This window comes from Streptomyces sp. GbtcB6 (assembly GCF_019091475.1).
GTDB classification, from domain to species: domain Bacteria; phylum Actinomycetota; class Actinomycetes; order Streptomycetales; family Streptomycetaceae; genus Streptomyces; species Streptomyces hyaluromycini.
Map to the genome: position 1 here is coordinate 13,648 of NZ_JAGXJL010000069.1, position 20,768 is coordinate 34,415.

General features: G+C 71.7%; 18 protein-coding genes. 11 read left to right on the forward strand and 7 right to left on the reverse strand.

Annotation, left to right across the window (positions count from 1 at the left end; translation table 11 throughout):
- Nucleotides 1-68 precede the first annotated feature (68 nt).
- Complete coding sequence (locus KVT45_RS48965; RefSeq protein ID WP_217559570.1) at nucleotides 69-935, forward strand: hypothetical protein; 867 nt, start codon at nucleotides 69-71, stop codon at nucleotides 933-935.
- 231 nt (nucleotides 936-1,166) lie between these two features.
- On the opposite strand, the gene KVT45_RS48970 is transcribed toward KVT45_RS48965, so the two are convergent.
- Complete coding sequence (locus KVT45_RS48970; protein WP_217559572.1) at nucleotides 1,167-2,873, reverse strand: hypothetical protein; 1,707 nt, start codon at nucleotides 2,871-2,873, stop codon at nucleotides 1,167-1,169.
- Between the two features lie 207 nt (nucleotides 2,874-3,080).
- On the opposite strand from KVT45_RS48970, the gene radA reads away from it, so the two are divergent.
- Together radA and disA are read left to right on the forward strand one after the other, a co-directional pair.
- Nucleotides 3,081-4,490: a DNA repair protein RadA gene (gene radA, locus KVT45_RS48975; protein WP_217559587.1), complete on the forward strand. Its 1,410-nt coding sequence runs from the start codon at nucleotides 3,081-3,083 to the stop codon at nucleotides 4,488-4,490.
- Between the two features lie 80 nt (nucleotides 4,491-4,570).
- Nucleotides 4,571-5,695 carry a DNA integrity scanning diadenylate cyclase DisA gene (gene disA, locus KVT45_RS48980; protein ID WP_217559596.1) on the forward strand — a complete coding sequence of 375 codons (1,125 nt, stop codon included), beginning with the start codon at nucleotides 4,571-4,573 and terminating at the stop codon, nucleotides 5,693-5,695.
- 184 nt (nucleotides 5,696-5,879) lie between these two features.
- Here disA and KVT45_RS48985 read toward each other — a convergent pair whose 3' ends face one another.
- Nucleotides 5,880-6,707, reverse strand: coding sequence for a hypothetical protein (locus KVT45_RS48985; protein ID WP_217559605.1), 828 nt, complete (start codon nucleotides 6,705-6,707; stop codon nucleotides 5,880-5,882).
- Between the two features lie 223 nt (nucleotides 6,708-6,930).
- Between KVT45_RS48985 and KVT45_RS48990 the strand changes: the two genes are divergently transcribed.
- From KVT45_RS48990 to cseC, 5 genes are all read left to right on the forward strand, one after another.
- Nucleotides 6,931-7,806, forward strand: a complete 876-nt coding sequence (locus KVT45_RS48990) for an A/G-specific adenine glycosylase (protein ID WP_217559607.1) — start codon at nucleotides 6,931-6,933, stop codon at nucleotides 7,804-7,806.
- A gap of 267 nt (nucleotides 7,807-8,073) precedes the next feature.
- Nucleotides 8,074-8,613, forward strand: a complete 540-nt coding sequence (locus KVT45_RS48995; protein WP_217559609.1) for a SigE family RNA polymerase sigma factor — start codon at nucleotides 8,074-8,076, stop codon at nucleotides 8,611-8,613.
- Entirely contained in the window at nucleotides 8,601-9,269 is a 669-nt protein-coding gene (locus KVT45_RS49000; protein WP_217559611.1) for a hypothetical protein, read from the forward strand. Before KVT45_RS48995 ends, KVT45_RS49000 begins: the two co-directional genes overlap by 13 nt.
- Before the next feature lie 66 nt (nucleotides 9,270-9,335).
- Nucleotides 9,336-10,040, forward strand: a complete 705-nt coding sequence (gene cseB, locus KVT45_RS49005; RefSeq protein WP_217559613.1) for a two-component system response regulator CseB — start codon at nucleotides 9,336-9,338, stop codon at nucleotides 10,038-10,040.
- Between the two features lie 11 nt (nucleotides 10,041-10,051).
- Nucleotides 10,052-11,404, forward strand: coding sequence for a two-component system sensor histidine kinase CseC (gene cseC / locus KVT45_RS49010; RefSeq protein ID WP_217559615.1), 1,353 nt, complete (start codon nucleotides 10,052-10,054; stop codon nucleotides 11,402-11,404).
- A 55-nt stretch (nucleotides 11,405-11,459) separates the two neighbouring features.
- On the opposite strand, the gene KVT45_RS49015 is transcribed toward cseC, so the two are convergent.
- From KVT45_RS49015 to KVT45_RS49030, 4 genes are all read right to left on the reverse strand, one after another.
- Nucleotides 11,460-12,326: a class I SAM-dependent methyltransferase gene (locus KVT45_RS49015; RefSeq protein ID WP_217559617.1), complete on the reverse strand. Its 867-nt coding sequence runs from the start codon at nucleotides 12,324-12,326 to the stop codon at nucleotides 11,460-11,462.
- A 2-nt stretch (nucleotides 12,327-12,328) separates the two neighbouring features.
- The gene (locus KVT45_RS49020) at nucleotides 12,329-12,760 is read right to left on the reverse strand and encodes a VOC family protein (RefSeq protein WP_217559625.1); all 432 of its coding nucleotides are present in this window, start codon (nucleotides 12,758-12,760) and stop codon (nucleotides 12,329-12,331) included.
- Entirely contained in the window at nucleotides 12,757-13,260 is a 504-nt protein-coding gene (locus tag KVT45_RS49025; protein ID WP_308311111.1) for a helix-turn-helix transcriptional regulator, read from the reverse strand. The genes KVT45_RS49020 and KVT45_RS49025 overlap by 4 nt, the downstream gene beginning before the upstream one ends.
- A gap of 142 nt (nucleotides 13,261-13,402) precedes the next feature.
- A complete protein-coding gene (locus tag KVT45_RS49030; RefSeq protein WP_217559627.1) occupies nucleotides 13,403-15,013 on the reverse strand; it encodes an MDR family MFS transporter in 1,611 nt (536 codons plus the stop codon).
- Nucleotides 15,014-15,161: 148 nt separating this feature from the next.
- Here KVT45_RS49030 and KVT45_RS49035 point away from each other — a divergent pair, with 148 nt between their 5' ends.
- Nucleotides 15,162-15,758, forward strand: coding sequence for a TetR/AcrR family transcriptional regulator (locus tag KVT45_RS49035; RefSeq protein ID WP_217559629.1), 597 nt, complete (start codon nucleotides 15,162-15,164; stop codon nucleotides 15,756-15,758).
- A 55-nt stretch (nucleotides 15,759-15,813) separates the two neighbouring features.
- Here the strand turns inward: KVT45_RS49035 and KVT45_RS49040 are convergent, their stop codons facing one another.
- Nucleotides 15,814-16,365, reverse strand: coding sequence for a M23 family metallopeptidase (locus KVT45_RS49040; RefSeq protein ID WP_217559631.1), 552 nt, complete (start codon nucleotides 16,363-16,365; stop codon nucleotides 15,814-15,816).
- 650 nt (nucleotides 16,366-17,015) lie between these two features.
- Here KVT45_RS49040 and KVT45_RS49045 point away from each other — a divergent pair.
- Both KVT45_RS49045 and KVT45_RS49050 read left to right on the forward strand, forming a co-directional pair.
- Entirely contained in the window at nucleotides 17,016-17,618 is a 603-nt protein-coding gene (locus tag KVT45_RS49045) for an HAD family acid phosphatase (RefSeq protein WP_217559633.1), read from the forward strand.
- 46 nt (nucleotides 17,619-17,664) lie between these two features.
- Complete coding sequence (locus tag KVT45_RS49050) at nucleotides 17,665-20,724, forward strand: NACHT domain-containing NTPase (protein ID WP_217559639.1); 3,060 nt, start codon at nucleotides 17,665-17,667, stop codon at nucleotides 20,722-20,724.
- Nucleotides 20,725-20,768 lie beyond the last annotated feature (44 nt).

A 20,768-nucleotide genomic window follows, 5' to 3' on the forward strand; every position in this document is an offset into this window, starting at 1 on the left:
ACGGAACACTGCTGACCGCGAGCCCTGAGCAGTCCCCGGAGCCGCCTCCGGCGACTTACCCTGGACGGGTGCCAAAGACGAAAAAGACGAAGGACCACAAGGGTGCCAAATCCGCCGACGGTTCTTCGCAGGTGAAGCCACCGAAGGCGGCCAAGGCGTCGACGCTGTCGAAGAAGGCCCTGGCCGCGGACGAGAAGGGCCTCGACTTCGCGCGCGCCTGGGTGGAATTCCCTGATCCGGCGGACGACGAGCAGGTCTTCCGCTGCGACCTGACCTGGCTGACCTCGCGCTGGAACTGCATCTTCGGCAGCGGCTGCCAGGGCATCGAGGCGGGCCGCGCGGACGACGGCTGCTGCACGCTGGGCGCGCACTTCTCCGACGAGGACGACGAGAAGCGGGTCGCCGATCATGTGTCGCGGCTCACTCCGGAGGTCTGGCAGCACCACGACGAGGGCACGCGGAACGGCTGGGTCTCGGAGGACGACGAGGGCTCCCGCCAGACCCGCCCCTTCAACGGCTCGTGCATCTTCCAGAACCGGCCCGGCTTCGCGGGCGGCGCCGGCTGCTCGCTGCACATCCTGGCGCTGCGGGAGGGCCGCGAGCCGCTGGAGACCAAGCCGGACGTCTGCTGGCAGCTCCCGATCCGCCGCACGTACGACTGGATCGACCGCCCCGACGACACGCGCGTCCTCCAGATCTCGATCGGCGAGTACGACCGCAGGGGCTGGGGCCCGGGCGGCCACGACCTGCACTGGTGGTGCACCTCGGCGACCTCCGCGCACGGCGCGGGTGACCCGGTGTACGTCTCCTACCGGCCGGAACTGACCGAACTGATGGGCAAGGCCGGCTACGACCGCCTGGTGGAACTGTGCGAGGCGCGGCTGGCTTCACAGCTGCCCCTGCTGGCCCCGCACCCGGCGGATCCCGCCGGCTGACGGCCACGACGGCGCCTCGTCAGGGGCGCGGGGCCGTATCGATATGCGGCTCCGCCGCGCGGGCGCGACCAGCCACGACGGCGCCGCACCCGCAACGGCGGGTAGCGCGCCCAGCCCGGCACCGCCGAATTCCACCGTCGTGGCCGAGCACCGCCGCGGCGGAAAGAGGAGACCGGCAGAGGCAAGCGGGCCCCGCGGCACTCACGGAGTCCGAAGTAGGCCCCGCGGCGCTCACGGAGTCGGGGGCGGGCTCTCGCTGTCGGGGGCCGTCGGGGAAGGCGGCCCCGTCGGGCCGGCGGTGTCCGACTCCGTGGGCGTCGGTGTCGGCGCGCTCGACGTCGGTGGATCGCTGACCGGCGGTGGCGGCTGCGCCGGGTCGGATGCCGTCGGTGTCGGCGTCGGCCTCCCCGCAGGGGGCGGTTTCGGATCCCGGCGCGTCGGCGGAGCCGTCCCGTACCCGTCGATCGACACCACCGCCCCCGTCGGCGCCACCGCCACCTGTGCGCTCCAGTACCCGGCCGGCTCCCGCAGATGATCGACGTACACCTTGATCGTGAACGACTCGCCCGGCCGGAGCGTTCCCGACGGCCGGGAGAAGTAGAGCCAGCCCGCCGGGGTGGACACCGACCACCGCACCGCCGCGTCCCCGGACGCCGCCAGCGTGATCAGCGTCGTGTCGCCGTCGTTCGCGGCCGTCACCGCGAGGTGCCCCGCACCGGCCTTCGTCCGGCCGGCTCCGGCGACGCTGACCACCTCCACCGACACGTCGGCCTTGCCGTCCTTGCCGATACGCGGCCCGGGTCTGGTGCTGGCGTTGCCGGCGTTCTCGTAGCCCCCGCCCGTGTCGCCGTCGAGCGCGTCGGGGCCGGCGGCCTCGCGCGCGGTCGCGGACGGCCCCTCGTGGCTCTCCCCCGTCGGCGAGCCCCGGTACGCGGCCCACAGGGCCAGCACCGGCGCGGCCACCACGGTGGCGACGACGGTCGTCGTGACGGCACGCGCGCGGATCCGGTCACGGCGGGCCGCGCGGTCCTTGGGGTCCATCGGGAAGCCGCGCCGGTCGAAGCGCGGGGCGGCGGCGCCACGCGCGCGTGGCTGGTGCGCCATGACCATGTGCAGGGCCGCGCGGGGCGCCTCCAGGACGGGCAGCTCGGCGGGCGTGGTCATCGCGCCGGGCCACCGGCCGGGGGCCGCGCGTTCGGCGGTACGGCGGCAGCGCGGGCAGTCGTCGACATGCCGGACCAGTTCCCGGCGCAGGGCGCTGCTGAGGACCAGCTGGCTGTCGCCGGTGAGGTGGGACACGCTCGGGCAGCCGCCGGTCTCGACCACGGCGAGGGCCGCGCGGGTGCGTTCGACCTCGCAGGCGGCGGAGGCGAGCAGTTCCCGGGCGCCGGCCAGGTCCATGCCGAGGACGGCGGCGACCTCGTGGGCGGCGAGGTGGTGGCGTACGGCGAGTTCGAGCGCCTCGCGCTGCTCGGGGGTGGTGCCGGCAGCCTCGGGCCAGGCGAGCAGGGCGAGTTCGCCGCGCTGCCGCTCCTGGGTGTCGGCGGGGGCGGCGTGGTCGGGGGAGGCGGGGGCGATGTGCCGGCCGGCCGCGTGGGTGGCCTGACGTTTCTGCTTGGCCTGGGCGAGCCCGCGCAGACAGGCCCAGCGGGCCAGCGCGTACAGCCAGGCCCTGCGGTCCCCGGCGGCCTCCGGGACGCGCTGGCCGCGCCGCTCGGCGAGGGCCAGGACGTCCCCGAGCGCGGCGGTGGCCGCGTCGTGGTCGCACAGCACCGAGAGGCAGTAGGTGAACAGCCCGTCCAGGTACGGCTCGTAGCGCGCCGGCGGTCGCTGCGCCAGCGCACGCGCCGCCGTGCGATCGCGCGCCGTGCGCGCCTCCCGGTGCGCCCGGTGTGCGCCGGTCGTTCGGGCCGAGGTCTCCGGACTGCTGCTCATCACCCGTGCGACCGTAGGCGGCGCTGTATGGCCCGTTCTGGCGGCTTGAGCACTTTTAATCCGTACGGGTGAAACGATCCCTCAATAGGGGACAGGAACCTGCTCTTCCGCGGCTCGTACCCGTCGCGGGGTGGCCGGGACCGGTCCATCCACACCCGTCACGCGGGCCACCGTGGACCCACTGTCAGTGGCGGGGGCTACGGTTTCCGCATGGCTGCCCGTACCAAGACCTCGAAGGACCGTCCGTCCTACCGCTGCACCGAGTGCGGCTGGCAGACGGCCAAGTGGCTCGGCCGGTGTGCCGAGTGCCAGGCGTGGGGGACGGTCGAGGAGTACGGCGCGCCCGCGGTCCGTACGACGGCGCCCGGCCGGGTCACCACCTCCGCGGTGCCGATCGGCCAGGTCGACGGCCGTCAGGCCACCGCCCGCACCACCGGCGTCCCGGAGCTGGACCGGGTCCTCGGCGGCGGTCTGGTCCCCGGCGCGGTGGTGCTGCTCGCCGGCGAGCCCGGCGTCGGCAAGTCCACCCTCCTCCTCGACGTGGCGGCCAAGGCTGCCAGCGACGAGCACCGCACGCTCTATGTCACCGGCGAGGAGTCGGCGAGCCAGGTGCGGCTGCGCGCCGACCGCATCGGCGCCATCGACGACCACCTCTATCTCGCCGCCGAGACCGATCTGGCCGCCGTCCTCGGCCACTTGGACGCGGTGAAGCCGTCGCTGCTGATCCTGGACTCCGTGCAGACGGTCGCCTCCCCCGAGATCGACGGTGCTCCGGGCGGTATGGCCCAGGTCCGCGAGGTGGCCGGGGCGCTCATCCGCGCGTCCAAGGAGCGCGGCATGTCCACCCTCCTCGTGGGCCATGTCACCAAGGACGGCGCGATCGCAGGACCGCGGCTCCTCGAACACCTGGTGGACGTCGTCCTGCACTTCGAGGGCGACCGGCACGCCCGCCTGCGCCTGGTCCGGGGCGTAAAGAACCGCTACGGCACCACGGACGAGGTCGGCTGCTTCGAACTGCACGACGAGGGCATCACGGGCCTCACCGACCCGAGCGGACTTTTCCTGACCCGACGTGCCGAACCGGTCCCGGGCACCTGCCTGACCGTCACCCTGGAGGGCCGCCGCCCGCTGGTCGCCGAGGTCCAGGCGCTGACGGTGGACTCGCAGATCCCCTCCCCGCGCCGGACCACCTCCGGCCTGGAGACCTCCCGGGTGTCCATGATGCTGGCGGTGCTGGAGCAGCGCGGGCGTATCAGCGCGCTCGGCAAGCGGGACATCTACTCCGCGACGGTCGGCGGGGTGAAGCTCTCCGAGCCCGCCGCCGACCTGGCCATCGCCCTCGCCCTGGCCTCCGCGGCCAGCGACACCCCGCTCCCCAAGAACCTGGTAGCCATCGGCGAGGTCGGCCTCGCGGGCGAGGTCAGACGGGTCACCGGGGTCCAGCGCCGGCTCGCGGAGGCGCACCGGCTCGGCTTCACGCACGCCCTCGTGCCGGGCGATCCCGGCAAGATCCCGCCGGGCATGAAGGTCCTGGAAGTCGCCGACATGGGGGAGGCCCTGCGGGTGCTGCCGCGCTCCCGTCACCGAGAGGCCCCACGGGAGGCGGAGGAGCGCCGGTAGACTTTGCCCTGGTCTCGCCCGTCCGTACGAACCGAGTGCGGGGACGGCAGCGCCTCAGAACCTGCGACCGGAGGAGTGCAGTGGCAGCCAACGACCGGGCAGGAGCTCCCGGAAAGTCCGGTGGGAGTGCCGGTTCCGATGGCCTGATGCGCGCCTCGCTGAGCGCTGTGGCGCCGGGCACGTCCATGCGGGACGGCCTGGAGCGGGTCCTCCGCGGCAACACGGGCGGGCTCATCGTCCTCGGCTCCGACAAGACGGTCGAGACGATGAGCACGGGCGGTTTCGTACTGGATGTCGAGTTCACGGCGACCCGGCTGCGGGAGCTGTGCAAACTCGACGGCGGCATCGTGGTCTCCTCCGACCTGTCGAAGATCCTTCGGGCGGGCGTGCAGTTCGTACCCGACGCGACGATCCCCACGGAGGAGACGGGCACCCGGCACCGCACGGCGGACCGTATCTCCAAGCAGGTCGGGTTCCCGGTGGTCTCGGTCTCCCAGTCGATGCGGCTGATCGCGCTGTACGTCGACGGTCAGCGCCGCGTCCTGGAGGACTCGGCGGCGATCCTCTCCCGCGCGAACCAGGCGCTGGCCACGCTGGAGCGGTACAAGCTCCGCCTGGACGAGGTCGCGGGAACATTGTCGGCGCTGGAGATCGAGGACCTGGTGACGGTCCGCGACGTGTCGGCGGTCGCGCAGCGCCTGGAGATGGTCCGCCGGATCGCCACGGAGATCGCCGAGTACGTGGTCGAGCTCGGCACCGACGGGCGGCTTCTCGCCCTTCAGCTGGACGAGCTGATCGCCGGGGTCGAGCCCGAGCGCGAGCTGGTGGTGCGGGACTACGTGCCCGAGCCGACGGCGAAGCGCTCCCGCACGGTCGACGAGGCGCTCTCCGAGCTGGACGCCCTGAGCCACGCGGAGCTGCTGGAACTGCCGACGGTGGCGCGGGCGTTGGGGTACACGGGTTCGCCGGAGGCGCTGGACTCCGCGGTGTCGCCGCGCGGCTTCCGGCTGCTGGCGAAGGTGCCGCGGCTGCCGGGGGCGATCATCGACCGGCTGGTGGAGCACTTCGGGGGCCTGCAGAAGCTGCTCGCTGCGAGCGTCGATGACCTGCAGACCGTGGACGGCGTGGGCGAGGCCCGGGCACGGAGCGTCCGCGAGGGCCTGTCGCGACTGGCGGAGTCTTCGATTCTTGAGCGGTATGTCTGATTTCGCCGATTAGCTCGGGCCGTTGCGTTGTACGGCGGCTGCGGGCGGGCGCGGGCTGATCGCGCAGTTCCCCGCGCCCCTTACGGGGCGCTCCACAGCTGCGGGCAGTCGTGCCGCTGGGGCGGCACGGGTGGGCGCAGCGGCACCCTGCCAGCGCCGGTAAGCGTCCCCACCCCGCCCCGAGCTAATCCGCCGCCAGCACGAAAGACGCCTGCGTCTTCGCGTACCCCGGGGCCTCCGCCTCCAGCAGGTACGTGCCCGACCCGGCCGACCCCGCCGGAGGCGTCGCGCACTGCGCGGCGCTCGGCTTCCGGTCCCACTTCAGGGTGTACGTGATGCTGCTCCCGGCCGGCACCCGGTACCACCGGCTCCCCGCCGCCTTCGGGCAGTCCGCCGACGACCAGTAGCTGTCGTCCGCGCTGGCCTGCGTGATGGTGAGCACCGCGCTCTTCGGCCCGAGGTCGATCTTGCAGTCGCTGGACGACGTGTTCTTCGCGGTGAGTTCGAAGGTCGGCGCCTGCTCCGGCGAGTACGAGTTGCGCAGGCTCTTCAGGCTCAACGCCACGGACCCGGCAGTGCAGTTGGGCAGTGCGGAAGACCCCGGCAGCGAGGCGACCGTACCGCCGGAACCCGACGTGACGTCGTCACCCGAGCCGGACGAGGAGCCCGACGAACCGGCGGAACCGGACGGCGAGGCACTGCCCGTCCCGGCCGAACTCCCGCCGTCGGAGCCGGAACCGGGGCTCGAACCGGAACCGCCCCCGCTCGAATCGTCCCGTCCGCCCGGTGCCTGGCTGATCGCCGGCCCGCTGCCGGACGGCCCCGGCGTGATCGTGGACACGGGGTTCTTGCCGTCCGACCCGCCTGCGTTCTTCTTGCCGCCCCCGCCGTTCGACGTCACGATCCACGCGATCAGGAGCGCCAGGACGACGAGCGTCGACAGCATGAAGACCCTCCGTCGCCAGTAGATGGAGGAGGGAAGCGGCCCGACCGGATTGCGCAGAGATCCCACGGCGCAAACTGTACGAGAGATCCGTGCACTTCCTCGCCCCACCCGCCGCCCAAACCTCAACTTTTCCGGATCATCATTCCGGCAACTCCCGCTGGCACGGCCCCTCTTCACCGCGAGTCACTACGAGTCACCACGAGCGGTGTCACGAGAGGCGTCAACCCCGACCCCGCCGCGGACCACGTCCACCCCACCCGTCGCCGGACGTGGCAGGATCGGGAGGGCCATGACTGAGAAGCTCCACACCCCCGTGATCGCCTGGTTCGACGCCCACGCCCGTGACCTCCCCTGGCGCCGCCCGGAGGCGGGTCCGTGGGGGGTGATGGTCAGCGAGTTCATGCTGCAGCAGACCCCGGTGAGCCGGGTGCAGCCCGTGTACGAGCAGTGGCTGGCCCGCTGGCCGCGCCCCGCCGACCTCGCCGAGGAGGCGCCCGGCGAGGCGGTCCGCGCCTGGGGCCGGCTCGGCTACCCGCGTCGCGCCCTGCGGCTGCACGGCGCCGCCGTCGCCATAACGGAACGCCACGACGGTGACGTACCGACGGATCACGCGCAGCTGCTCGCGCTGCCGGGCATCGGCGAATACACCGCCGCGGCCGTCGCCTCCTTCGCCTACGGGCAGCGGCACGCCGTGCTCGACACCAATGTGCGGCGGGTGTTCGCACGGGCCGTGACCGGTGTGCAGTACCCGCCGAACGCCACCACCGCCGCCGAGCGCAGGCTCGCCCGCGAACTGCTGCCCGAGGACGAGCGGACCGCCGCCCGCTGGGCCGCCGCCTCGATGGAGCTGGGCGCCCTGGTGTGCACGGCGAAGAACGAGACGTGCCAGCGGTGTCCGATCGCCGGGGAGTGCGCCTGGCGGCTGGCCGGCAAGCCGGAGCACGAGGGGCCGCCGCGGCGCGGGCAGACGTACGCCGGTACCGACCGCCAGGTGCGCGGCAAGCTGCTCGCCGTCCTGCGCGAGGCGCACACCCCCGTACCGCAGACGGCGCTCGACCGGGTGTGGCACGAGCCGGTGCAGCGGGCGCGCGCGCTGGACGGGCTGGTCTCGGACGGGCTGGTGGAGCCGCTCGCGGGCGGCCTGTACCGGCTTCCGCTGAGCTGACGTACAGCCACATCACAGCAGAAGAGGCTCTGTTACGACCCCATCCGCAGGGCAAATCACCGCGCAACCGGGCATAAACCCGTACCCGCTTACCCCGAACCTACTTCCGTTACACAACCGACGGACAGCCGATTGCTACCCGCAGGCTGCTCCGCACAGGCCCGTGACAACGAGTCCGTAGCTTCGTTTCTGTGCCCGCCAGGACCGCGGGACGGCAGGAACTCAGGCACAGGGCCGGGGAAAACGGGGATCGGGAGGCGGTTGATCATGGCGCAGGGCGAGGTGCTCGAATTCGAGGAGTACGTCCGCACTCGGCAGGACGCGCTGCTGCGCAGCGCCCGCCGGCTGGTCCCGGACCCGACGGACGCCCAGGACCTGCTGCAGACCGCGCTGGTTCGGACGTACGGCCGCTGGGAGACCATCGAGGACAAGAAGCTCGCCGACGCCTACCTCCGCCGGGTCATGATCAACACGAGGACCGAGTGGTGGCGGGCCCGCAAGCTGGAGGAGGTCCCGACCGAGCAGCTGCCGGACGCCTGTGTGGAGGACTCCACCGAGCAGCACGCGGACCGCGCTCTGCTCATGGACATCATGAAGGTTCTGGCTCCGAAGCAGCGCAGTGTCGTGGTGCTGCGACACTGGGAGCAGATGTCCACGGAGGAGACGGCCGCCGCCCTCGGCATGTCGGCCGGAACGGTCAAGAGCACGCTGCACCGGGCGCTCGCCCGGCTCCGCGAGGAGCTGGAGTCACGCGACCTCGACGCACGCGCGCTGGAGCGTGAGGAGCGGGAGCGTTGCGCGGCCTGACCGGCACGGGGTCCAGCAGGGGCCCGGCGAGTGCACAGGCGGTGATCACGGCGACGGCCGTGCTCACCGCCCTCGCCCTTTTCGCCGCGGCCTGCGGCACCGGTGGCACCGGAGCCCGTGACGAGGGCCCGGCACACGCCGACTCGGTCGCGAAGGCCCCGGCCGCCGCGGTCCCCTCGCCCAACCCGTCCCAGACGTACGAGAAGGTCGACGCGGTCGCCCTGGTGAAGGCCGACCCGGTGGTCTCGGCCACGGTGAAGCGGGACCTCAAGCCCTGCTCGGGCGACGAGTACCCGGTCGACGTGACCTACGGCGACCTCACCGGGGGCCCGGTCGAGGACATCGTCGTCAACGTGCTGACCTGCGGGGACGCGGTCGGGGTCGGGGCGTACGTGTACCGCAGGGAGAGCGGCGCCTACAAGAACGTCTTCAAGGCCGAGGAGTCCCCGGTGTACGCGGAGATAGACCGGGGCGACCTGAGCGTGACCAAGCAGGTGTACGAGAAGGGCGACCCCGTGTCGAGCCCCTCCGGCGAGAACGTGATCACCTACAGCTGGGCCGCGGGACGCTTCGTCCAGGAGGACTTCCACCACACGGACTACGGCAACGCGGCCGGCAGCGGCGACGCCACGCCGGAGCCCTCCCCCGGCAACTGAACCCGCTGAGCCACGCACCCCGCTGAGCCCACCGACCCCACCCCACCGACCACCGAGAGAGCCGGGATGGCAGACCAGACCCACGTTCTGTTCGTCGAGGACGACGACGTCATCCGCGAGGCCACCCAGCTCGCCCTGGAGCGGGACGGCTTCGCGGTCACCGCCATGCCCGACGGCCTGTCGGGACTGGAGGCCTTCCGCGCCGACCGGCCCGACATCGCCCTGCTGGACGTGATGGTCCCGGGCCTGGACGGGGTGAGTCTGTGCCGGCGCATCCGTGACGAGTCGACCGTCCCGGTGATCATGCTGTCGGCGCGCGCCGACTCGATCGACGTGGTGCTGGGTCTGGAGGCGGGCGCCGACGACTACGTCACCAAGCCGTTCGACGGCGCCGTACTGGTCGCCCGGATCCGGGCGGTGCTGCGCCGCTTCGGGCACGCGAGCGGCGGCGAGAAGCCGCACGAGGACGCGGCTCCGGTCTCCGGCGGCCTGCTCGCCTTCGGCGACCTGGAGATCGACACCGAGGGCATGGAGGTACGCCGGTCCGGGCAGCCGGTCGGGCTGACGCCCACCGAGATGCGGCTGCTCCTGGAGTTCTCCTCGGCACCGGGGACCGTGCTCTCCCGCGACAAGCTGCTGGAACGCGTCTGGGACTACGGCTGGGGCGGGGACACCCGGGTCGTCGACGTGCATGTGCAGCGGCTGCGGACCAAGATCGGCCAGGACCGGATCGAGACGGTCCGTGGTTTCGGCTACAAGTTGAAGGCCTGAGCGAGGCGGTCATGCGGGGGTTTTCCAGCCGGTACCGGGGTCCGGGACTGCGCACCGGACTCAGATGGAAGCTGAGCGCGGCGATCGCGCTGGTCGGCGCGTTGGTCGCGATCGCACTGAGCCTGGTGGTGCACAACGCCGCCCGGGTCTCGATGCTGGACAACGCACGCGACCTGGCCAACGAGCGGCTGCAGATCGCGCAGCGCAACTACGAGCTGTACGGGAGGGCGAACTTCCCGGACGTCAAGGTCGACGACCCCCGGCTGCCGCCGGCCCTGCGCGAGCGGGTCGACGCGGGCCGCCGGGCGACCGACGTCATCGACCACGGCACCGGCGCGCCGGACATCTGGGCGGCGGTGCAGGCCAAGGACGGGCGCGTGCTGTCCCTGCACAGCACCTTCGCGAACCGCAGCAGCGATGTGCTGAAGGACCTCGACCAGGCCCTCGTCATCGGCTCCATCGCGGTCGTCCTCGGCGGCAGCGCGCTCGGCGTGCTGATCGGCGGACAGCTCTCCCGGCGGCTGCGCAAGGCGGCGGCCGCGGCCAACCAGGTTGCCCAGGGCGAGCCGGACGTGCGGGTGCGGGAGGCGATCGGCGGGGTCGTACGGGACGAGACCGACGACCTGGCGCGCGCGGTGGACGCCATGGCGGACGCGTTGCAGCAGCGCCTGGAGGCCGAGCGGCGGGTGACGGCCGACATCGCGCACGAGCTGCGTACGCCGGTGACCGGCCTGCTCACGGCGGCCGAGCTGCTGCCGCCCGGCCGGCCGACGGAACTGGTCCTGGACCGGGCGAAGGCGATGCGCACCCTCGTCGAGGACGTGCTGGAGGTGGCCCGTCTGGACAGTGCCTCCGAGCGGGCCGAGCTGCAGGACATCATGCTGGGCGAGTTCGTCGCCCGGCGGGTGGCCGCGAAGGACCCGGAGATCGAGGTGCGGGTGGTGCACGAGTCGGAGGTCACCACCGATCCGCGCCGGCTGGAGCGGGTGCTGTTCAACCTGCTCGCCAACGCGGCCCGGCACGGCAAGCCGCCCGTCCAGGTGACCGTCGAGGGCCGGGTCATCCGGATCCGCGACCACGGCCCCGGTTTCCCGGAGGAACTCCTGGCCGAGGGCCCGAGCCGGTTCCGCACCGGCAGCACGGACCGTGCGGGCCAGGGCCACGGCCTGGGCCTGACCATCGCGGCGGGTCAGGCACGCGTCCTGGGCGCCCGCCTGACCTTCCGCAACGTCCGTCCGGCGGGCGCCCCCGAGCACATCCCGGCGGAGGGTGCGGTGGCCGTGCTCTGGCTCCCGGAGCACGCGCCGACGGCCACGGGCAGCTACCCGATACTGCCGGGGCCTGCCCAGTCGGGAAGCCGCTGACGAACAGCCGGCCGTCTCCGAGCGACGGCCGGCCGGGCGCCTCTGTCCCGGCCCCTCAGGTGAAGGCCACGAGGAGTTCCTCGCCGCGGGACGGGCGCAGGCCGTCGGTGCGGCCGGCGAAGTAGCGGTCGGTGAGTTCCTCGGCCGGGACGTGCCGGGTGTCCCGGAAACCGGCCTCGCGGGCGAGGGCCGCCATCCGCTCGGGTGCGTAGAAGCTCAGGAAGGGCGTGCCGGAGGCCCGCGCGCCCCGCTGGGCCACCCGTAGCTGCTCCTGCTGGTCCGGCTCGACGTCCTCGATGGGCCGCAGGAACGTCGTGACCAGCGTCGACCCGGGGGCGAGCCCCGCGATGTGCCGGAAGGTGGCGGCGACGGCGTCCTCGGTGAGGTACATCGTGACCCCGGCGGACGCGACCACGGCCGGACGGCGCGGATCGAACCCGGCGGCGGCCAGCTGCCCCCACCAGTCCCCCTCGAAGTCCACCGGCACCGGTGTCAGCCAGTCGGGCACGCCGTACCCCAGCTCGGTCAGCCGCCGCCGCTTCCAGGCCACGGCTCCGGTCCGGTCGGCCTCGAACACCCGTAGCCCGGCGGCCACCGCGTCGGCGGCCCGGCGTTGCGCGAAGGTGTCGAGCCCGGCGCCGAGGACGAGGTACTGGTCCACCCCGCGCCCGGCCTCCGCCAGCACCAGGTCCTCGACGAACCGCGCCCGGGCCACGATGGACGCCCGGGTCCGCCGGGTGGCCTCGACGTCCATGTCCGGCCGGGCCCGCCAGCCGTCCGCGTCCTCGCCCGCGTCCGGCTCGGCCAGCCGCAGCCCGACCTCGTCCTCGATGACGTACGGCGGCGGATCGGCGCGCAGATGCAGCGCCCGCCACAGGGCGGTGCGGACGGCGGTGTGGTCGGGCCCGGTCTCCGTCGGCATGCTCAGAACTCCTTGGAGAAGTCGAGCTCTTCGCTGCGCTCGGTCAGCGAGTACCAGTTGCCGTTGTCGTCGCGGAAGATCGCCTCGATGCCGTAAGGCCGTTCCTTGGGCTCCTGGACGAACTCGACGCCCCGCGCCGTGAAGGTCTCGTAGTCGCCGCGGCAGTCGTCCGTGCGGAACGCGCCGGCCCCCATGACCCCCTTGGCGACCAGTTTGCGCAGCGCCTCGGCGGACTCGGGGTCGAGGCCAGGACCGTCCAGGCGCATCAGGGCGATTTCGACACCGGGCTGGTCCTTGGCGCCGACGGTGACCCAGCGCATGTCGCCCATCGCGATGTCGTCGCGCAGCTCGAAGCCGAGCTTCTCGGTGAAGAAGGCCTTGGTGCGCTGCTGGTCGAAGGTCCATACGGTGGTGATGGCCAGGCCCTGGATCATGGCTCCGCTCTCCTGCCTGCCCGGCCGCTGTCGCCGGACGGTCGCTGTTCCTGTCCGTGTTCCTGTCCGTCACGGTAGGCAGCCGGGTGCGGGCCGCGCTTCTCGGAAGTTGCGCTTCTGTTCGGGAACCCGCCCGCCCAGAGCAGGGCGTAGCAGCCGGGGATGAGGGAGGCGCCGCGGCCGACGTGTTCGGTGCGGTACTCGGTGGGGCTGAGCCCGGTACGGGCCTTGAACGTCGCCGAGAAGGTGCCGAGGCTGCTGAAGCCGACGAGGTGGCAGATCTCGGTGACGGTGAGGTCCGCGCCGCGGAGCATCTCCTCCGCCCGCTCGATCCTGCGGTGCGTCAGGTACTGGCCGGGCGTCTCGCCGTACGTCTCCTTGAAGGCGCGGAGGAAGTGGTACCGCGAGTACCCGGCGTGCGCGGCGACCGCGTCGAGATCGAGGGCCGGGTCGGCCCAGTCCCGGTCCATGGCGTCCTTGGCGAGGCGTAGCTGCCGCAGTTTGTCCACGCCGTCAATTCTCGGCCCGGAACGGCGAAGCGGGTGGTCCCGGGGGCCGCAGCCCCGAAACCACCCGCACGTCGCTCAGCCGGCCTCGGCCACCAGGACCCCGCTCAGCCGGTCCCGGCCACCCGGACCCCGCTCAGACCGCCTCGACCATCGGCATCGGCGCCGCCTCGTCCGCCTTCTGGGGCCCGCCCTTCAGCGGGACCTCCTTCACGAAGACCGCCGCCACCAGCACCAGCACGGCGATCACGGCGCCGAGCAGGAACGCCGAGTGGGTGCCGGCCGACACCGCGTGCTGGTACGCCTCGCGCGCCGCGGCCGGCAGCTTCGCCAGGCTCTTCGCATCCAGCTGCGCCGACTGCTCGGTGAGCTTGGAGCCCAGCGAGCCGGCCCGCTCGGACATGACGTCCTTGACCCGGTTGTTGAAGATCGCGCCCATGATGGCGACACCGAAGGACGAGCCGAGCGTACGGAACAGGGTGGTGGACGAGGACGCGACGCCCATGTCCTTCATCTCCACGCTGTTCTGCGCGACCAGCATGGTGATCTGCATCAGGCAGCCCATGCCGAGGCCGACGACGGCCATGTACACACCGGAGGTGAACCGGGTGGTGTCCGTGTCCATCGTGGACAGCAGGTACAGCCCGACGGTCAGCAGCACGCCGCCCGCGAGGGGGAAGATCTTGTAGCGGCCGGTGTTGGTGGTGACCCGCCCGGCGACCATCGAGGTCACCAGCATCGCGCCGAGCATCGGGAGCAGCAGCAGACCGGAGTTGGTCGCGGACGCGCCCTGCACGGACTGCTGGTAGAGCGGCAGGAACAGCGTGGCGCCGAACATCACGAAGCCCACGATGAAGCCGATGATCGACATCAGGGTGAAGTTGCGGCTGCGGAAGATGTGCAGCGGCAGGACCGGCTCGGCGGCCTTGGTCTGCCAGAAGACGAAGCCGATCAGGGCGACGACGCCGATGGCGATCAGTTCCATGATCCGCGCGGACGTCCAGGCGTACTCGGAGCCGCCCCAGGTGGTGACCAGCACGATCGAGGTGATGCCGAGGGTCAGCAGACCGGCGCCGAGGTAGTCGATGCGCGTCTTGTTCCGCTTCTTCGGCAGGTGCAGTACGGCGCTGATGGCGGCCAGCGCGACCACGCCGAGCGGCAGGTTGATGTAGAAGGCCCAGCGCCAGCCCCAGTTGTCGGTGATGGTGCCGCCGACCAGCGGGCCGCCGATCATGGCGAGCGCCATGACGCCGGCCATCATGCCCTGGTACTTGCCGCGCTCGCGGGGCGGCACGAGGTCGCCGATGATCGCCATGACGCCGACCATCAGACCGCCGGCACCGAGGCCCTGGACGGCACGGAACCCGATCAGCTGACCCATGTCCTGGGCCATGCCGCTGAGCGCGGAGCCGATCAGGAAGATGACTATGGAGGTCATGAAGGCGCCCTTGCGCCCGTACATGTCACCGAGCTTGCCCCAGATCGGGGTGGACGCCGCGGTCGCCAGGGTGTACCCGGTCACGACCCACGCCAGATGCTCCAGACCGCCCAGCTCGCCCACGATCGTCGGCATCGCCGTGCCCACGATCATGTTGTCGAGCATCGCGAGCATCATCGCGACCATGAGCGCGAGGATCACGACCCGTACGCTCTTCGGCTCTTTCTCCGACTGTTTCTGCGGCTGCTCGGCCGCTTCCGGTGCCGCAGGTGTCTCCTGGCCGGTGCTGGCCGCCTGGGTGTCCGCCATCTCTCCCACTCCCCCTGGCGACAGCCACTTACTTGCCGCCCGGCTAGTTCAGTACACTCGGAAGTTAGACCCGTTGCTAGCCGGGCGTCAAGTAAGTTTACTAGCCGGGCGGCAAGCAAGTTTCCGCGGGAGTACGAGGAGTAAGAGGATGAGCGTCACCATGGACGGCACCAAGCAGCAGCGCCGCGGGAACACCCGCCAGCGCATCCAGGACGTGGCGCTCGAACTCTTCGCCGAGCAGGGCTACGAGAAGACCTCCCTGCGGGAGATCGCCGAGCGCCTCGACGTGACCAAGGCGGCCCTCTACTACCACTTCAAGACCAAGGAAGAGATCCTGGTCAGCGTCTTCGAGGACCTGACGCGGCCGATAGAGGACCTGATCGAGTGGGGCAAGGGCCAGCCGCACACCCTGGAGACCAAGCAGGAGATCGTACGGCGGTACCACAAGGCGCTCGCCGAAGCAGAACCGCTGTTCCGGTTCATGCAGGAGAACCAGGCGACGGTCCGGGAGCTGCGGATCGGCGACACCTTCAAGGACCGGATGCGCGGCCTGCGGAACATCATCATCGACCCGGACGCGGCGCTGACCGACCAGATCCGCTGCATCAGCGCGCTCTTCACCCTGCACGCCGGCATGTTCGTGATGCAGGACGTCGAGGGCGACCCCCAGCAGAAGCGCGAGGCGGTCCTGGAGGTCGCCGTGGACCTGGTGACCCAGGCCCATCGGGGCACCCACCCGGCCTAGGGCGCGGCGCCGCCGAACGCTTCGCGGCGGGGCCGCCGCACGCCCTCCTGGAGGACTAGAGGGTCACACCCTTGGCGCGCAGGAAGGCGACCGGGTCGACCGCGGAGCCGTAGTTCGGGGTCGTACGGATCTCGAAGTGCAGGTGCGGGCCGGAGGAGTTGCCGGTGTTGCCGGAGCGGGCGAGGTGCTGACCGGTCTTGACGATCTGGCCGACCCTGACGTCGATGCGGGACAGGTGGGCGTACTGCGAGTACTGGCCGTTGCCGTGCTTGACGACGATGGCGTTGCCGTACGCGGGACCGTCACCGGCGCCGTTGCCGCCGGCCTTGACGACGGTGCCGCCGTGCGCCGCGAGGACCTCGGTGCCGCTCGGCACCGCGAAGTCCTGACCGCTGTGCCTGGCGGCCCACATGCCGCCGGCCTGGTTGAAGGTCGCGGAGAGCGTGTACTTCTTCACCGGGTCGACCCAGGCGGCGGCACTGGAGGTGGCGGCCGACGCGACCCCCGACCCCACCACGGCCGCGACTCCGACACCGGCGGCCAGAACGGCGGCCCGCTTGCGGAGCGAGGACGTACGGGGGGCACGGAAAGCGGCGCGCAGGGACATCGAAACCTCGTGGGGTAGACGACAGGACCCCCCTCCGGCACCGGCCCGCGGGGGGCGGCCGCCGAACGGGGCATCTCTTGGTAACCCGGAAGCCGGGGCCCTCTCAAACCCCGCCGCCTACGAGGCCCCTTAGTAACCATGCCCAGAATTGACCGTTTCTTGACAGAGCCCCCCTGGCCGGGCAGGCCATTCCCGGCAATCGCGCCGCATGCGACTCGTGGAGTAAAAAGCCCCGTTTACCCTTTCGATAGGTCCACTATGTCGGCTAGTAACGGGCATTTCGCCCGTGCGCTATGTCACCGGAGACCAAGATCCACCGCCACCGAAATGTGACGGGCGCTACGCCGACGCGCGGTCGCTCGGCCGCAGAGGCGGGCCGCCGTGGATCCGACAGCGCTCGGCACCCGGCCGGTGCGCGTCGGCCGGCCTGGACCCCCCCGGGGCGCCACGGCAGCCGCAAGAGGTCGACCTCCCCGCAGACACCGGCCAGGCGACCGGCCGGGATCAGCTCGGCGAGGCGGCCGCAATCGTCCAGATGTGACGCACGTCTCTGGCCACCTACTCCCCAGTAACCCTACCGTTCCCCTCACGCCACCTCCCCCGCTCACCATGCCCCTGACATAGCCGGACGTGAGAGGACACCCCCACCGATGACCACAGGCACCTGGACCCGTCGCATATCCGTCACCGCCGTCTCCGTGGCCGTGCTCGCCGGGATGGCCGCTCCGGCCCGGGCCGCGACGGAGAGCGGCTCCACCGCGGTCGACTACGCCACCTGGCAGCAGGACTGCCAGACCGTGATGGACCAGGCCCTGCCCTACCTGAAGCAGCGCATCGCCGCCGCCGAGCCGGGCGAGAAGCAGGCGATCGTCTTCGACATCGACAACACCACGCTGGAGACCGACTTCGGCTTCAGCTACCCCCAGCCGGCCAACAAGCCGGTCCTGAACGTGGCCAGGTACGCCCAGGAGCACGGCGTCTCCCTGTTCTTCGTCACCGCCCGCCCCGGCATCATCTACCTGCCGACCGAGTACAACCTGGAGCACGACGGCTACCAGGTCTCCGGCCTCTACGTGCGCGGCTTCCTCGACCTGTTCAAGGACGTCGCCGCCTACAAGACCGCCCAGCGCGTCGACATCGAGAACAAGGGCTACGACATCATCGCGAACATCGGCAACAGCGCCACCGACCTCTCGGGCGGCCACGCCGACAAGACGTTCAAACTGCCTGACTACAACGGCCAGTTGTCGTAGGCCGCCGATAGGCTCCATCCGCTGACGGGACTCACGGGGGTGGCGGATGGAGCCGACGGTACTGGGCGGGAAGCTGGCGTCGAGCCTGATGGGCCCGCTGCTGAAGAAGCTGTTCGTGGCGGACGGGCCGGGCGCGGGGCTGGTCGACCGACCGGTACGGCTGAAGAGCCTGGTCTCCTTCCGCGGCGAGAAGCGCGCGCTCGTCGAGAAGGACGTGCACAGACTCGCGGAGCACCTGGTCGGTCAGGCGGTCGACTCACCGGGTGAGCCGCCCTTCCGGGCCGACGAGCGGACCGCCGTCGCCGAGGCCCTCGCCCGCCGGCTGCTCGCCCTCGGCGACCTGGACATGGACGACGTCCAGGCCGTACGGCTCGGCCACCGCGAACTCGCCCGGACCCTCTCGCGCTCGGGACCCGCACCCGACGGGCTCTCCGCCGACGCCGGCCACTTCCTCGACTCCGCGACCGAGTGGGCCTGTCTCCAGATCCTGGAGTTCTTCACCCGCCGCTCCACCTTTGTCGCCCGCACCCTCGTGGAACAGACCCGGGACCAGACCGAACTCATCGCGAAGATCGACGAGTTGCTCGCCCGCACCCCACGCCCCGACGGCCGCGACACCGCCTTCGAGCGCCGCTACCGCTCCTACGTCGCCGAACGCCACAACCACATCACCATCTACGGCATCGATCTGCGGGAATCCCCCGACCGCTGGCCGCTCGAGGTCGCCTACCTCAGCCTGGAGGCGACGGCCGCCGACGACAGCGCCCTCCCCGGTGACGGCCCCGACGCGGCCCCGGTCACCGTCCAGCTCCCCGCCGAGGAGGCCCTGCTCACCCACGACCGCGTCCTGCTGCGCGGCGACGCGGGCTCCGGCAAGACGACCCTGGTCCAGTGGCTGGCGGTGACGGCGGCACGCGAGGGCACGCACATCCCGTACGTCCTTCCGCTGCGCACCGTGATCCGCGGCAACGGCGCCCTGCCCTACCCCTCCGCCTTCGTGACCGCGGTGAGCGCCCCGCTGTCCGCACCCGAAGGCTGGACGGAACGCGTCCTGGGAGCAGGCCGCGCCATGATCCTCATCGACGGCCTGGACGAGATCCCCGCAGTCGACCGCCGTTACGTCCGTGACTGGCTGCTCTCCCTCATCAACGCCTACCCGGGCAACCGCTGGCTGCTGACCTCCCGCCCCTCCGCGGTCCGCCCGGACTGGCTCGCAGCACAGGGCTTCCGCGAACTGACCCTGGCCCCCATGCGCCGGGCGGACGTGGCGACCTTCGTCCACCGCTGGCACACGGCGGCCGATGCCCCGCAGTTCGAGGGCCCGCTCCTCGACTCCCTGCGCACCAAACGCGACCTGGCCCGCCTCGCCACCAACCCCCTGATGTGCGGCCTGATCTGCGCCCTGCACCGGGAACGCCGGGGCTACCTCCCCACCGGCCGCAAGGAACTCTACGACGCCGCCCTCACGATGCTGCTGGCCCGCCGCGACCGGGAGCGGGGCATGGGCTCGGTGGACGAGGCGGAGCTGAGCGAGGAGGCCCAGCTGGAGCTGCTGCAACGGCTCGCCTACGCGCTCGTGTTGAGCAACCGCACGGAGATGGACCTGGAGACCGCGGAAACGATCGTGGACCGCAGTCTGCCCTCCATCGCGCTGCCGCGCGGCCAGTCGGACGCGCCGACCGTCCTGCGCACCCTGCTCCTCCGCAGCGGCCTGATCCGCCAACCCGCCGACGGGGTCCTGGACTTCGTCCACCGCACCTTCCAGGACTATCTCGGCGCCCGGTACGCGGTGGAGGAAGGCCACTTGAACGTCCTCGCCGACCATGCGGACGACACCCAGTGGGAGGACGTGATCCGCATGGCCGTGGCCCATGCGCGGCCCGGGGAACGGGCATCGCTGCTACGGCGGTTGCTCGCGGCCCAGTCGCCCCGGCTGACCCTGCTGGCGCTGGCCTGCCTGGAGCATGCGGTGGCGCTGGACGCGGGCGTGCGGGCGGAGGTGGAGAGGCGGGCGGCGGAGCTGATCCCGCCGCGGACCACGGAGGACGCGCAGACGCTCGCGGAGGCCGGACCCCTGGTGCTGGAGCTGCTGCCGGGGCCCGAGGGGCTGACGGCAAAGGAGGCGCGGAGCGTCACCGTCACCGCCTCCCTGCTCGGCACCGAGGAACCGGAGGGAGCCCTCGGAGTGCTGCGCCGGTTCCGCGAACACCGGGACCTCAAGGTGCGTCGGCAGCTGGTCGGGACCTGGAGCCGCTTCGACGCCACGGCCTACGCGTCGGAGGTGCTGGACGAGCTGCCTCGCACGGGCCTCTATCTCACCTGTGAGTCCGCCGAGCAGCGTGCCGCTCTGACCGGGATGCGGCCTTGGCGCGGCCTCGCGTTCCTGGGCAGGCACTCGGTCGGACAGATCCTGGACGCGGTCCCCGAGCCCGGGGCCGTCACCCTCCTCGACCTGCGGGACAACCCGCTCCTCACCGACCTGGGCGACCTGTTGCCCTTCGGGTCCCTGCACGATCTGCTGCTGGCCCGCTGTCCGGCGGCGCACGGCCTGAAGCGGCTCGCGGAGCTTCCGCTCGCCGAGCTGATCTGCGGGCAGATCGCCGACGTCACGGGCCTGAAGTCGCTGGGCTCGCTCGTCCGGCTCACCGTGGAACAGGAGCTCCCCGGCGACAGCCTCGGCGAGGTGCTGCCCGTCGACGCGGCACTGGAGTTCCTCTTCCTCGGCCGGAACAGCACCAACCGCACCGGGCTGCGCGGCTTGCAGCACTGGACCAGCCTCACGGAGCTCAGCCTCGGGCCGCTGACCGCGGAGCTGACGACAGCCGACTGGCAGGCGGTGGCCGGACTGCCCGGGCTGCGGACCCTGCATCTGAACGCGCGGATTCTGCGGGAGCTGCCGCTCTCCGTCGAACGCATGCCGAAGCTCTCCGGCGTCGAGGTACTGCGCGTACCCGGGCTGCTCGGCACCGAGGACTTCTCCGTCCTGGCACACCGGCTGCCTGCGGTGCGCTCCGTGATCCTGCAGAACATGCCGGGGCACGCTTTTCCCACGTCCCGGTTTGCCGAGTACTTCCCCGGAGCGGACATCAGCCTGGTGAAACGCTGAAGGGGCCGGTGCTCCGAAAAGCACCGGCCCCTTCAAGGCACAGC

Bases quoted from the DNA above. Each gene is read 5' to 3' on its own strand.
- cseC (WP_217559615.1), top strand. From the start codon at position 10,052: ATGCGGGGGTTTTCCAGCCGGTACCGGGGTCCGGGACTGCGCACCGGA.
- KVT45_RS48990 (WP_217559607.1), top strand. From the start codon at position 6,931: ATGACTGAGAAGCTCCACACCCCCGTGATCGCCTGGTTCGACGCCCAC.
- KVT45_RS49045 (WP_217559633.1), top strand. From the start codon at position 17,016: ATGACCACAGGCACCTGGACCCGTCGCATATCCGTCACCGCCGTCTCC.
- KVT45_RS49050 (WP_217559639.1), top strand. From the start codon at position 17,665: ATGGAGCCGACGGTACTGGGCGGGAAGCTGGCGTCGAGCCTGATGGGC.
- KVT45_RS48995 (WP_217559609.1), top strand. From the start codon at position 8,074: ATGGCGCAGGGCGAGGTGCTCGAATTCGAGGAGTACGTCCGCACTCGG.
- KVT45_RS49020 (WP_217559625.1), bottom strand. From the start codon at position 12,760: ATGATCCAGGGCCTGGCCATCACCACCGTATGGACCTTCGACCAGCAG.
- KVT45_RS49030 (WP_217559627.1), bottom strand. From the start codon at position 15,013: ATGGCGGACACCCAGGCGGCCAGCACCGGCCAGGAGACACCTGCGGCA.
- KVT45_RS49015 (WP_217559617.1), bottom strand. From the start codon at position 12,326: ATGCCGACGGAGACCGGGCCCGACCACACCGCCGTCCGCACCGCCCTG.
- radA (WP_217559587.1), top strand. From the start codon at position 3,081: ATGGCTGCCCGTACCAAGACCTCGAAGGACCGTCCGTCCTACCGCTGC.
- cseB (WP_217559613.1), top strand. From the start codon at position 9,336: ATGGCAGACCAGACCCACGTTCTGTTCGTCGAGGACGACGACGTCATC.
- KVT45_RS49035 (WP_217559629.1), top strand. From the start codon at position 15,162: ATGAGCGTCACCATGGACGGCACCAAGCAGCAGCGCCGCGGGAACACC.
- KVT45_RS49040 (WP_217559631.1), bottom strand. From the start codon at position 16,365: ATGTCCCTGCGCGCCGCTTTCCGTGCCCCCCGTACGTCCTCGCTCCGC.